Source organism: Seinonella peptonophila, from assembly GCF_900129355.1.
GTDB classification, from domain to species: domain Bacteria; phylum Bacillota; class Bacilli; order Thermoactinomycetales; family Thermoactinomycetaceae; genus Seinonella; species Seinonella peptonophila.
This window is the reverse complement of record NZ_FQVL01000005.1, coordinates 120,459-133,693: the sequence shown is the minus strand read 5'-3', so window position 1 is coordinate 133,693 and position 13,235 is coordinate 120,459. Positions and strand designations below refer to the sequence as shown.

At 41.6% G+C, this 13,235-nt stretch carries 12 protein-coding genes; all 12 read left to right on the top strand.

What is annotated here, in order from left to right:
- Positions 1-321 precede the first annotated feature (321 nt).
- Complete coding sequence (locus BUB71_RS10250; protein ID WP_073154752.1) at positions 322-1,995, top strand: helicase-related protein; 1,674 nt, start codon at positions 322-324, stop codon at positions 1,993-1,995.
- Between the two features lie 170 nt (positions 1,996-2,165).
- The gene (locus BUB71_RS10245) at positions 2,166-2,711 is read left to right on the top strand and encodes a ComF family protein (RefSeq protein WP_073154751.1); all 546 of its coding nucleotides are present in this window, start codon (positions 2,166-2,168) and stop codon (positions 2,709-2,711) included.
- A 142-nt stretch (positions 2,712-2,853) separates the two neighbouring features.
- Positions 2,854-3,129, top strand: a complete 276-nt coding sequence (locus tag BUB71_RS10240) for an HU family DNA-binding protein (protein WP_175552345.1) — start codon at positions 2,854-2,856, stop codon at positions 3,127-3,129.
- Positions 3,130-3,393: 264 nt separating this feature from the next.
- Positions 3,394-3,591, top strand: a complete 198-nt coding sequence (gene cspD, locus BUB71_RS10235) for a cold-shock protein CspD (protein WP_073154749.1) — start codon at positions 3,394-3,396, stop codon at positions 3,589-3,591.
- A gap of 243 nt (positions 3,592-3,834) precedes the next feature.
- Positions 3,835-4,407 carry a ribosome hibernation-promoting factor, HPF/YfiA family gene (gene hpf / locus BUB71_RS10230; RefSeq protein WP_073154843.1) on the top strand — a complete coding sequence of 191 codons (573 nt, stop codon included), beginning with the start codon at positions 3,835-3,837 and terminating at the stop codon, positions 4,405-4,407.
- 182 nt (positions 4,408-4,589) lie between these two features.
- Positions 4,590-7,154, top strand: coding sequence for a preprotein translocase subunit SecA (gene secA / locus BUB71_RS10225; protein ID WP_073154748.1), 2,565 nt, complete (start codon positions 4,590-4,592; stop codon positions 7,152-7,154).
- Between the two features lie 53 nt (positions 7,155-7,207).
- A protein-coding gene (gene prfB, locus BUB71_RS10220) for a peptide chain release factor 2 (RefSeq protein WP_139279059.1) occupies positions 7,208-8,321 on the top strand; the annotation gives its coding sequence in 2 pieces (ribosomal slippage) (positions 7,208-7,279 and positions 7,281-8,321; 1,113 coding nt in all).
- Between the two features lie 111 nt (positions 8,322-8,432).
- On the top strand, positions 8,433-9,221 hold the full coding sequence (locus tag BUB71_RS10215) for an enoyl-CoA hydratase/isomerase family protein (protein ID WP_073154746.1): 789 nt from the start codon (positions 8,433-8,435) through the stop codon (positions 9,219-9,221).
- A 72-nt stretch (positions 9,222-9,293) separates the two neighbouring features.
- Positions 9,294-10,274 (top strand): hypothetical protein, encoded by a 981-nt coding sequence (locus tag BUB71_RS10210; RefSeq protein ID WP_073154745.1) that lies wholly within the window; start codon positions 9,294-9,296, stop codon positions 10,272-10,274.
- Between the two features lie 16 nt (positions 10,275-10,290).
- On the top strand, positions 10,291-10,629 hold the full coding sequence (locus BUB71_RS10205; RefSeq protein ID WP_245815566.1) for a c-type cytochrome: 339 nt from the start codon (positions 10,291-10,293) through the stop codon (positions 10,627-10,629).
- A gap of 331 nt (positions 10,630-10,960) precedes the next feature.
- Positions 10,961-11,989 carry an N-acetyl-gamma-glutamyl-phosphate reductase gene (gene argC / locus BUB71_RS10200; RefSeq protein ID WP_073154743.1) on the top strand — a complete coding sequence of 343 codons (1,029 nt, stop codon included), beginning with the start codon at positions 10,961-10,963 and terminating at the stop codon, positions 11,987-11,989.
- Positions 11,990-12,017: 28 nt separating this feature from the next.
- Entirely contained in the window at positions 12,018-13,229 is a 1,212-nt protein-coding gene (argJ, locus tag BUB71_RS10195) for a bifunctional glutamate N-acetyltransferase/amino-acid acetyltransferase ArgJ (RefSeq protein ID WP_073154742.1), read from the top strand.
- Positions 13,230-13,235 lie beyond the last annotated feature (6 nt).

Sequence of the window (13,235 nt, the reverse complement as noted above, 5' to 3'; positions counted from 1 at the left end):
TGAACGAGTGAGGGGTGGTCGGAAAAACTCCATTTCGGGCGCAGCTTAGCGGAATGACGGCTAAAGCGACATTTTCCCTGCAAGCAAACGGTTTGAGTCTCCAAGGTGCGTACGCCAGAGAAGACGAGTTTTGCCCGACCGCAAAGACTGATAGGACGCGATCGCACACTTCCTTTCATGCCCGAATCGAAATGTTGCTGTGATCCACGATCACGTGCAGATCATATGACTTTGTCTACATGCTGAATTTATATGAATCATTGTAGGCGAAGATAAACGAGCTAACAGCGGTAAATAAAATTACTTCTGAGGGTTGACGCTATGGAAATGTTTATTTATCAGTGTGAAGGTGATGACCAACTTCGTTTTAGTCTCGCCTTTGAAGTGGATGAATATGCTTGGCGAAATCGAGGGAGATTGGTGAAGCCAATTTTTCAAACTCGATCCATTGCCAAAGCATTTTGGTATGTAAAAAGGAATCAGCCAGACACTTATACGTCTCTTACCTATTCTCGACCCATTTGGAAATGTGGACAGCAGATCGGGCAAGTAGAGCAAATTTATCATTTGTGCGAAGGAAGAGCTTTATTACTATCAGAAATCAAACAATGTTTAAGACAAAATAAAATAGGCATAAGTGACACAAGATTGTTGCAAATTTTGCAAATATTATATCTAGAAGGTCGTTTATTTATTCAACCATCTGTAGAGTGGGATGACGCAGTAACAGACTGGTGCTGTAATCGATGTAATGCCGGCATTCAGCATTTACAACAAGTTACATGTTTACGATGTGATGAGCATTGTGTAATGTGTCAACACTGTCATTTGTTGGGGAAATCTTGTTCATGTGAACCCTTATTGCTGTTTCGATCATCGGTTGTGCCGATGGTACGGAGAAGGCGAAAAGTGATGTTAGCATCGATTTTTTATACCCCTTGGCAGCAAAGAGCGATTGAGAAACTAGAATATTTTATGCAATCAGTTTATCAGAGATTGCTGCTCTGGGCGGTTACTGGAGCAGGTAAAACTGAAGTAGTTGTTCCGATTATTCAAAAAGTGTTGCAGCAAGGGAAACGAGTATTATGGGTCACACCACGTAAAGATGTCGTGCTAGAATTGATTCCCCGTCTAAGACAAATATTTTATCAAGAGCGCTTGATTGGTATGTACGGTGGGAGTAGAGAGAATTGGATCAAGGCGGATTTTGTCGTTGCAACTGTACATCAGGCAATGCGTTTTCATCAGTTTTTTGACTTAGTGATTGTTGATGAAGTAGATGCCTTTCCTCTCTACCGCAATCGCATGTTAGATTCGGGTTTACGTCGTTCGCTTCATCCAAGGGCGAAAGAAATATATTTGACAGCTACTCCCCCAGCAGAATGGAAGTCATTATTAAAACAGCGCTTACTTCAAGTTGTCATGCTACCAGTACGCTATCATGGTAAGCCGCTTCCGGTTCCACGAATTATTTATGAGTGGAGCTTATCGAGAAAACTAGTGAAACAGAAAGATATTCCGGCTATCACTTCTTTTGTTCGACAAGTACAGAGGACATATGGACAAGCCTTTATCTTTGTACCGCGGATTCGTGATGTTGAATTGGTTTGTCGTTGGCTACGTATACAACACCCCGAATTGAAAAATCGGATTGCTGGTGTCCATGCTCGTTGTGCGGAACGGAGTAGAATGGTAGAGCTATTTCGGCAGCAAAAACTTGATTTTTTAGTGACGACAACCATTTTAGAACGAGGCGTCACCGTACCAACAGCACATGTGTTGGTCTTATTTGCCGAACATTCGGTCTTCGAAAGAGCAACGCTTGTTCAAATCGCAGGAAGAGTAGGTAGAGCAGCACATTACCAACAAGGTCAGGTAATATTCTTAACCAGTCAACGCACTGAAGCACAAGTGCAAGCGATCCAAGAGTGTAAACGGTTAAATATTTTTGGCAAAAAAGAAGGATTTAGCGAAAGAGAAGCGTATTGTCAATGAAGAGATGGTGGTCGTTTCTCTTTCCGGGTTCTGGGCAGTGCTGGTTTTGTTCATCCTTTGTTAGTCGTAGACCTTTACAAAGTATTTGGCAGGAGATATGTAGTGAGTGTAAATCCGAGTTACATCGTATTCAGGCCCAAAACTGTTTCTACTGCGGACGTCAAAGGTCTATGGATAGACAGAGTGAGATATGTTTAGATTGTGAACAGGCTAGTCATCGACTCATCAATCGCAGTGTTGTAGAATATTCTGCGTTTGCGAAGCAGCTTATTTGGCTATATAAATTTCGGGGTGACCAATCATTAGCAGAACCAATTGGACGAATGATGGCAGAAAATGTACAAATAAACTGGCAAAAGAAGTCGTTTATCATCACATATGTTCCTTTAACAAGTGAAAGACTATTAGAGCGTGGATTTAATCAAGCACAATTATTAGCAGAAGTAATTGGCTCTCAACTCCGAATGCCCGTCATTCCGTTACTTAAACGAGAACATTTCATAGGAGCGCAAAGTCAGAAGGGACGAGTAGAGCGCATACAGTCATTAACCAATGCGTTTTCTGTGTTGGAAGAAGTTTCTCTTATGTTATGGGTTGACAGACCTGTGTTGATCGTTGATGATATCTATACGACAGGGACAACTCTGCGTGAATGTGCGAAACCTTTGCAAATTGCCGGAGTAGAAGAGATATGTACCACTACATTTGCCCGATAGCTTTTCATAAGATAGGGAGACGGATCAGGTATAGAATATAGAAAAGCTGTCAACACCAAGGGTAAATATAATAAAGCCTTAGGAGGTGACTTTCTATTACTCGAATGGTTCTTGAGCCATCGATATGAGTAATAGATTCATGATGAACAAAGCTGAATTAGTAGAACGTGTGGCAGAGATTACGGGGAAAACGAAAAAAGAAGCTGCGGCAAGTGTTGACGCTATTTTTAAAGCGATTTCTGAAGCGCTAGAAAAAGGCGAAAAAGTAACATTGATCGGTTTTGGAAACTTTGAAGTACGTGAACGTGCTGCGAGAACAGGTAGAAATCCGCAAACTGGTGAAGAGATTCAAATTGAAGCAAGTAAAGTACCAGCATTTAAACCAGGAAAACAATTAAAAGAATCAGTGAATACATAAGGAGAGCGATTGGATACATTCCAACGCTACAATATAGGCATGGTATTTCCTCGATTGAGAATCGATGATCGTCGGTTCAATGAAGAGGTGCTCGCCGTTTCAATGGCGATATGCTAACATGCGGTTCTCACAGATATAACGTTGATTCGATTAGGTGGAAGTAACATATTTCGGTAATTTGACAGGGGTTTGCATGAAATGATATAGTGTAGTTCACACTATTGTCAGGATAGTGCAATTGATTTTAAGAAGGGAATGTTCTTCATGCTAGGCAAAGTCAAGTGGTTCAATGTTGAGAAAGGGTATGGATTCATCGAGGTAGAAAATGCTGACGATGTATTCGTACACTACTCTGCGATTCAGGGAGATGGGTTTAAGTCATTAGAAGAAGGACAACAAGTTGAATTTGAAATCGTAGAGGGCTCTCGCGGACCACAGGCTGCAAATGTAGTAAAGTTGTAGATTTCAAACGAGGTAATATGTTCTCGTTTTAAAAATGACAAACGAGTGTCGGGCATTAGAGAATCTTCTCTAAGTCCGACCTTTTTTTGTATGGTAAATTATGTCAAAATTAAATCTAAATATTGCGTATTATTTTTTTAATTTATAGAGGTGTTTTTCTGGTGAAAAAGGGAATAGAGTAAGTAGATCATGGAAGGAGGTGAATCCTGTTGCAGGAGTGTTCCTTCTGTGGCAGGAATTCGAGTGAACTTGGTGATTCGAGGAAACCATATATCTATTACAAGTGCTTTAGGGAATTTTGTCAGAAGCAAGTTAAGCCGGTTAGATAAGTTTTTGGACATGAATCCAACAGGAGATGCTAATGTAGTATTGAGCGTCTTAAAAAATGATCACAAAGTTGAAGTAACCATTCCTTATCCAGGGCTTGTTTTTCGGGCAGAAGAAAGCAGTAAAGATATGTATGCCTCCATCGATCTTGTAGTGGAGAAGCTAGAACGGCAAATCCGCAAGTATAAAACAAAAGTTACTCGAAAACTCCGTTATGATGATAATCTCCGTCAGCAAATGATTGAAAATAGCCTTGGACAAGAAACAAATGAAGTGAAAAGCCAAAGCGAAACAACAGAGACAGCAGAAAGATTTCCAATTGTTCGTAGCAAACGTTTTCACTTAAAGCCTATGGACGCGCAAGAAGCCATCTTACAGATGAATGCATTAGGACATGATTTCTTTGTCTTTACTCAAGCTGAAACCAACCAGGTGAATGTGATTTATCGGCGAAAAGATGGACAATATGGATTGATCGAACCTGAATAAATAAGTTACATAAATCTAAGAAAATGGGGCGGTGGTCATCTCACCGCCTTTTTGATCTGGGCTTGCTATTCAAGTTCGAATACATCTGCTAAAATATATATAATACTTTGCGTGATTCCCCCTGAACGCATGGTCAGGGGTTTGTATACGTCAGTCTGTTTAAAGACAGGAGGAGAAGTCCGTTGTTAGGAGTTCTAAAAAAATTATTGCCAGATTCAAATGAGAGGCAGATCAAGAAATACATGAAGATAGCTGATCAAGTGGAGCAGTTTAGTGATGAAATACAGCAGCTATCTGATGATGAGTTAAAACAAAAAACTGTTGAATTTAGGAAACGTTGTCAGGATGGAGAAGACCTAGATGATCTTCTGCCAGAGGCGTTTGCAGTTGTGAGAGAAGCATCAAGTCGTGTTTTAAAAATGCGCCATTTCTACGTACAGCTTATTGGTGGTATTGTGCTCCATAATGGAGATATTGCTGAAATGAAGACGGGTGAAGGGAAGACATTGGTTTCCACTCTACCAGCCTATCTAAATGCCTTGTCTGGCAAAGGTGTGCATATTGTTACAGTAAACGATTATTTAGCAAAGCGTGACCGTGAATGGGTTGGACAAATCTTTGAATTTTTAGGTTTAACCGTCGGTCTAAATTTGCCTGATATGAGTCCTGAAGCGAAACGACAAGCATATCAAGCAGATATTACCTATGGGACAAACAATGAATTTGGCTTTGACTATCTTCGTGATAATATGGTTCTTTACCCAGAGCAGTTGACACAACGAGAGCTTCATTATGCGATTGTCGATGAAGTCGATAGCATTTTAATTGATGAGGCTCGTACGCCTTTGATTATTAGTGGGCAAGCGAATAAAGCAACCGATCTATATTACACAGCGGATCGAGTAGTACGTCGTCTGAAAGAAGATGATGATTATACAATCGACCTAAAGACGAAGCAAGTAGCGCTTACTGAAGAGGGTGTCAAAAAGGTCGAGAAGTTCATGAATGTTGATAACCTCTATGATATGAAAGCAATTACGCTCAACCATCATGTGCAACAGGCTTTAAAAGCTCATGTTCTCATGAAACGTGACCAGGATTATGTAGTAAATGACGAAGGTGTTGTGATTGTTGATGAATTTACCGGTCGATTAATGCAAGGAAGAAGATATTCAGATGGGTTACATCAAGCAATCGAGGCGAAAGAGGGTTTACAAGTACAGCATGAAAGTATGACTTTGGCGACGATTACTTTGCAAAACTACTTCCGCCTATATAAGAAGTTATCAGGTATGACAGGGACAGCAAAAACAGAAGAAGAAGAGTTTCGTAAGATTTATAATATGGACGTATTAGTCATTCCAACCAATAGAGAAATGGTTCGTAAGGATTTAACCGATTCGCTTTATCGAACTGAAGAAGAAAAGTTTCATGCTGTTGTAGAGGAAATTGTCAAATGTCACCAAACGGGTCAACCTGTACTCGTAGGTACTGTTTCGATTGAAAACTCTGAACGCCTTTCTCGTATGTTGAAAAGAAAAGGAATTAAACATCAGGTTTTGAATGCGAAAAACCATGAACGAGAAGCAGAAATTATCTCAAACGCAGGACAAAAAGGAACTGTTACGATTGCGACTAACATGGCAGGCCGTGGAACCGATATTGTGCTAGGTGAAGAAGTAGAAGAGCTAGGTGGTTTGCATATTATTGGTACAGAGCGACACGAAAGTCGTCGGATTGATAATCAGTTGCGTGGTCGTGCAGGGCGTCAAGGAGACCCTGGTTCATCTCAGTTTTTCCTCTCACTTTCTGATGATTTGATGCGTCGCTTTGGTGACAACCTTCAAAAAGCATGGGATCGATTAGCCAATCTGGGACTTGAAGAGGGCGAACCGATCGATGGTACATTTTTTACCAAGGCGGTCGAGAATGCACAGAAGAAGGTAGAAGCGAATAACTTTGATACACGTCGCTGGGTGCTACAGTATGATGATGTCATGAATCAACAGCGGGAAGTAATCTACAAGCAACGACGCGAAGTTTTAACCAATGATAGTCAGCAAGAAACAGTTTTCAATATGGTCAAAATGGCGATTGAACGCATCGTCAGGGCACACACTGCTGATGATTTAAATGAAGAATGGGAACTTGACGCCATTATTGACTATGTGGAAGCCAATATCTTACCTGAAGGTCGAATCGACGAATCTGATTTAGAAGACCTTGAGCCTAACGAAATGATTGACTTCATCTATGAGCAAGCTACAGAATACTATGAAGAAAAACGAGAGGAACTAACCGAAGAACGCTTGCAGGAATTCTCCAAAGTAGTCATTTTACGCACAGTAGACCGTAAATGGATGGATCATATCGATGCGATGGAACATTTGCGTCAAGGTATTCATCTGCGTGCCTATGGTCAAGATAATCCTTTGCGAGAGTATCAGTTTGAAGGCTTTGCCATGTTTGAAAAAATGACCGAAGAGATTCAAGAAGAGATTGTCAAGTATATCTTTAAGTCTGTTGTTAGCGATGAGGATGAGTTTGAACACGAAGAGGTTGCGGTTAATCCCGTTGCATCATCACCTGAGTGGGATGAGCCTCAAGCGACTGCTCAGCCGGAGCAAGAAGCGAAGAAAGTACCAATCCGACGCGGAGAGAAAATCGGACGAAATCAGCCTTGCCCATGTGGAAGTGGAAAAAAATATAAGAACTGTTGCCAACGGAAAGAACAAGCTGCAAAATAAGTAAAAGAGTTATAGCATTCGGATGATTTTACCTTGAAAGGCGGAACCAAAGAATGGAAGTATCAGAGTTAAAACAGGAGCTTTCTAAAACAGCCAAAACATTGGTGGATATTCGGAGGTCTCTTTGACTTAGATGTCAAGAATGAAAAACTACACGCGTTAGAAAAACAGATGACAGAGCCAGAATTTTGGAGTGATCAAGAGAAAGCGCAACAAGTGATTCGTGAAGTGAAAGAGTTAAAAGATACCATCGAAACTTTTAACTCTCTAGAAGTACAACAGGAAGAGCTTGAGATGATGCTTGACTTAATCATCAGTGAAGCGGGAGAAGAGAGCGCCGACTTGATTCGTGAACAGGCGAAGGAATTTTCGCAATATCAGCAGAAGCTAGATGCATTTGAGCTCACCTTAATGTTGCATGGCCCCTATGATCGTAATTCTGCCATTATCGAGCTGCATCCGGGTGCTGGGGGAACGGAATCGCAAGATTGGGCTGAAATGTTACTTAGGATGTATACGAGATGGGCTGAAAAAAAGGGTTACAAAGTAGAGACACTTGATTATCTACCTGGAGATGAGGCAGGCATTAAAAGTGTAACGCTCTTCATTCGTGGTCTGAATGCATATGGATATCTACGAGCAGAGAAAGGTGTCCATCGCTTGGTGAGAATCTCTCCTTTTGATTCATCGGGTCGACGTCATACATCATTTGCATCATTAAATGTGGTGCCTGAGTTGGAAGATGACTCAGAAATAGAGATTAATCCCAAAGACTTGCGCATTGATACCTATCATTCCAGTGGGGCTGGAGGTCAGAGTGTCAATACTACAGACTCAGCAGTTCGGATTACGCATTTGCCGACTGGTATTGTAGTCACTTGTCAAAACGAACGTTCACAGATTAAAAACCGTGAACGGGCATTAAAAGTTTTAAAAGCACGTTTGTTAGAACTGAAACTAGAAGAACAGCAAGCAGAACTTAACGCTCTAAAAGGGGATCAAGGTGAGATCGCATGGGGAAATCAGATTCGCTCCTATGTTTTTCATCCATATAGTATGGTGAAAGATCACCGGACACAGGTTGAAGTAGGTCATGTTCAGTCGGTGATGGATGGTGACCTTACCCCTTTTATTGAGGCGTATCTTCGCTCACCTTTCAATCGATGAAGTTTCAAGATACATGTGGTAGAATGAGGGTGTTATTGAGAGACGGTAACACCCCCTTGCTGCTTACATCAGGAATCGAAGTCTTTTAGCTTGATGAAAGAGTGGGATTCGATGTCGAAGTGGAAATATGTAAAGGTGGAAAGAGGCGGTCGTTGGGTCACATTGACTTTGAATCGTCCTCAGGTATTAAATGCTTTGAACCAGGAGTTGTTACAGGAGCTTGGCGAGATATTCGATTGGATTGCCTCTGTGATGGAGATTCATGTGGTGATCGTACGTGGAGCTGGAGAAAAAGCCTTTGCTGCTGGAGCCGATATTGCTCAGTTTGTCGATCTACAAACCGATGCAGAAGCTAGACAATTATCACGTCTAGGGCAAAACGTTTTCCAACAAATCGAAAATCTACATAAGCCTGTTATCATGGCTGTAAATGGTTACGCGTTAGGTGGCGGTTGTGAACTCGCATTAGCAGGTGATATTGTTCTGGCCGCTGAGCATGCTCGATTTGGGCAACCGGAAGTTAACTTAGGCATTATACCTGGTTATGGTGGTACGGTGCGTTTATCCCGGGCAATCGGAATATCGAGAGCGCTACAATTATGTATGACAGGTGATCCATTTACAGCGCAGGAAGCCAAGGAATGGGGCTGGGTTTGGCGTGTTTTACCCTTTGATCAGCTATTTGCAGAGGCGGAAAACTTGGCAAAACAATTATCAAATCAGCCTGCCCAAGCACTTGCTCAATTGAAAAAAACAATTCGACAAGGATATGAACTGCCGCTTGCAGAGGCGTTAGAATTAGAATCAAAAGCATTTGGAACCGTTTGGGAAACCACTGATCGAAAAGAGGGAATCTCTGCCTTTTTGGAGAAACGGAAACCATTGTTTCGTGGAAAGTAGATAGGTAAGCAAGCATCAGCATCGGCTGATGTTTTGAAATGGTAAGCTAAGAAAGTGAGGCTAAGAAATAAGATGGACATCTTATGGGATCCAAAAGTTTTAGGAGGAGGGGCTGTCGTTGTAATCGCTCTAATCATTGTCATATGGATGGTGATCGAAAAGAAGCGAAAACGCGAAGTAGAGGAACTGGAAAATATGTTTCCAGAGGGTCATCTTTCCGGTGAACAATTGGAAAAGATCCCAGTTGAAAAGGTACGTCGATCTACGATCGAGCGAGAGCGTCGTAATAAGGAACTCAATAAAAAATATGCAGATCGTCAACGACCCAAAAAAGGCGAAAAAGTATTTGATGAAGAGGATCGAGAATTCGTTCAAACTACACGGATGAGTACATTAAAAGAGTCTACTCATGAAACTCAACAATCCGAGGAGAGCGGGATGGGCAAACGACCACGTTTTCAATCTTCCATCCTAGAGGATAGTACCTTACATGAACAAGCTGCTGCGGCTGCTTCTACATCATATCCGCCACGACAAGATACTCGTAAGCGGTCCAATAAGCGGCAAACTGAGCAAGAACCATTAGAACGTTTTAAAAAAGGGTTAAAGCCGTCAGCAGGTGCGCAACAAGAAGAAAAGGCAGCTATCGAAGCATCCAAAAAATTTGCAGGTTTTCCAAGTCAAACATCACGTCCTAAACCAAAAAATCAAACCGAGGAAGCAAATGATGCTGCTAGATCAAATGTAAATTCGTCTGATGGAGCAACCGCACGACGGAAGTTTAAGCAAAGCGTTTTATCTAGTGAAGAAGCGAATGGAGAAACACAACCACAACAGTCACGTCCTAATTATAACTCAGCTCGCCGTCGTCCTATGCAGACATCATCTTATGCAACGCAGGAACAGGAAGAAAATCCATTCCAAAGCGGTCAAACGGCTCCATTCCAACGATCAAGCACTACATCTCGTCCAAAACGATCCACTACTAATCAACAACAAGAACAAGGAAGTTACTCCCGACGTATGACAACTAGACGCAAGAAGACGTTTTAGCATGGAGGAGAAGGTTATGATCAAGAAGTCAATCATTCATTTGTTAACTGTCACAGCTCTAATTATTGTCATAGCAGGTTGCCAAAGCCAGACAAATCAACAGAGCCAAAAGACTGAAACCACACAAGAAGTTTCCCAAGCACCAGATCAAATCTTTTCAAATAATTGTTCAAGCTGTCATGGAATGACGTTAGAGGGTGGCATGGGTCCCAATTTGCAAAAGATCGGGAGCAAGCTCAAGAAAGAGCAGATTGCCGATATTATAAAAAATGGTAAAAATAGTATGCCAAGTCAGCCACAAATTAGTGACCAGGCGCGAGATAAATTAGCTGATTGGCTTGCTCAGAAAAAGTAGTGACTATGACGAATGATTAACATTCGTCTTTTTTTGCAACTAAAAAACGCACAGTGTATCTGCACGTTTGTAGATGAGGCGAATTTATTTAGTTCTTGTTACTGTAAACTCATAAACCTCTTCGCTTTTCATTTCATATCCTCCCTATCTTTTTATCTACATTAATTATTTCCTAGTATATTTCTATTTAAAACTATAATTTATTTCGAATAATATCACTTGTCCATTAAATTTTTGCCAGAAAATAAAAGTGTTTTTTTACGATTTTATTGCATAAATATAATTAAGTATGTATAATTATACAATAAAAGTTGTTTAAGAGGTGGATGGAGTGAAGGCGGTAATCATTGGTGCGACTGGTTACGGTGGTTTAGAACTTATTCGATTATTACAATCTCACCCCCAGATTGATGCCTTATCATGTGTCTCAACCAGTCAATCTGGAGAAGCGATTGCAAAAATATATCCTCATCTAACACATATGAAGAGCCGTTTGGAGGCACTAGAGATTGATCAACTCGTTCAAGGGGATGAACTCATTTTCTTTGCTACTCCTCATGGAGTTAGTAGTCAGTTGGCGCCATCATTTATAGAAAAGGGTTGTGTGGTGATTGACTTATCTGGCGATTTTCGCTTGCCAGGCGATGAATATCGTCAATGGTATCAACGAGAACCTGCCCCCCCTCAATGGCAAAAAAAATCGATCTATGGATTAACTGAATGGGTTGACGATACCATACTTGATGCTTCATTGATTGCAAATCCAGGCTGTTTTGCAACTGCTAGTTTGTTAGCGATTCTTCCATTGTTAAAACATCAACTGATCGAACCCCGGCTAGTCATCGATGGAAAGACTGGTGTGAGCGGTGCTGGGCGTACAGCTGATGCAACATTTATTTTTAGTGAGTTAAATGAAAATATTCGCCCCTACCGCGTAGTGGGTCATCAACATATCCCTGAAATGGAGCGTTATGCCAAGTTATTTTCGGGGCAGCCTGAAGTGTTGATTACTTTTACTCCACATCTAGTCCCGATGACTCGAGGAATGATTGTGACGATCTATGCGCATGTGCGACCTGAGTATCAAGCATTTGATTTCAATGAAGTTTACCAAACCTATTATGAGAAGAGTCCATTTATCCGATTATTTCCAAATGGTTTTCCCCAAAGTAAACATGTTCAAGGAAGTAACTTTTGTGATATTGGATGGTCTTTTGATCAGCGTACAAATCAACTCATCATCATTGCTGCAATCGATAATCTTGTAAAAGGTGCAGCAGGGCAAGCGATTCAGAATGCTAATCTTCGTTTTGGGTATCCACAGGAGAGCGGTCTTCTCTTTTCTCCGCTTTCTCCCTAACCGATATAGATTTAGGAGGTAGGATCAAATGAGTCTCTTTCAAGTGGTCGAAGCAGCTTCGATCACAGCGCCAAAGGGTTATTATGCAGGCGGTGTTCATGCAGGCATTCGCAAAAAAGGCAAACTTGATCTAGGATTTATTTTCTCTGAACAAACAGCCCATGCAGCGGCTGTTTATACGACGAATGCCTTTCAAGCTGCACCTTTAATCGTGACACAGGACAGTTTGTCCAAAGAAGGGCGTCTGCAAGCTATTGTCGTAAACAGTGGGATCGCCAATGCATGTACGGGGAACCGAGGTCTAGAGGACGCATATCAAGTTCGTTCCCAATTTGCTGAGCTTTGGAGTATTCCCTCACCCTATGTAGCAGTTGCCTCAACAGGTGTGATCGGAGAATATTTGCCCATGGAAAAGATGGGAAATGGACTAACGTCTTTGAACAAAAGCGCATCTGATGCGAATAAATTTGCCCAAGCGATCCTAACAACTGATACGCGAACAAAAACGGTTCAAGTAAAGATGGAGATTGAAGGAAAACAGGTAACCATTTCAGGTGTAGCGAAAGGCTCAGGGATGATCCACCCAAATATGGCGACAATGCTCGCTTTCATCACAACAGATGCCCAAATCTCAAGCGATTTATTGGAGTTATTACTCCGGCAAGCAACAGATCAGAGCTTTAATATGATTACTGTTGATGGAGATTGTAGTACAAATGATATGGTAATTGCGATGGCAAATGGATTAGCTGGACATCAGCCCCTTCATCGTCATCATGATGAGTGGTATGTATTTAAGCATGCATTTGAATATGTGTGTCAAGAACTTGCAAAGCAGATTGCTCAGGATGGAGAGGGAGCAACGCGCTTGATCGAAACAAAGGTAAACGGAGCACCAACAGTAGATATTGCCCGGTCGGTCGCAAAGGCGGTTGTGGGTTCAAATCTGGTGAAAACAGCGATCTTTGGTGGTGATGCGAACTGGGGACGTGTCGTCTGCGCTGTAGGTTATGGTGCAACCAATGTGGACCCAGAGAGGGTTTCTTTACAGATCGGAAATATTCCACTGATTCAAAATGGATTGCCTGTTCCTTTTTCTGAAATAGACGTTTCAAATGCTTTGCAACAATCACCAGTTGTCATTGACATTGATTTACAACAAGGTGAGGAATTCGCCATAGCATGGGGATGTGACCTTACTTATGAATATGTCAAGATCAATGCAAGTTATCGAACGTAGGGGGAG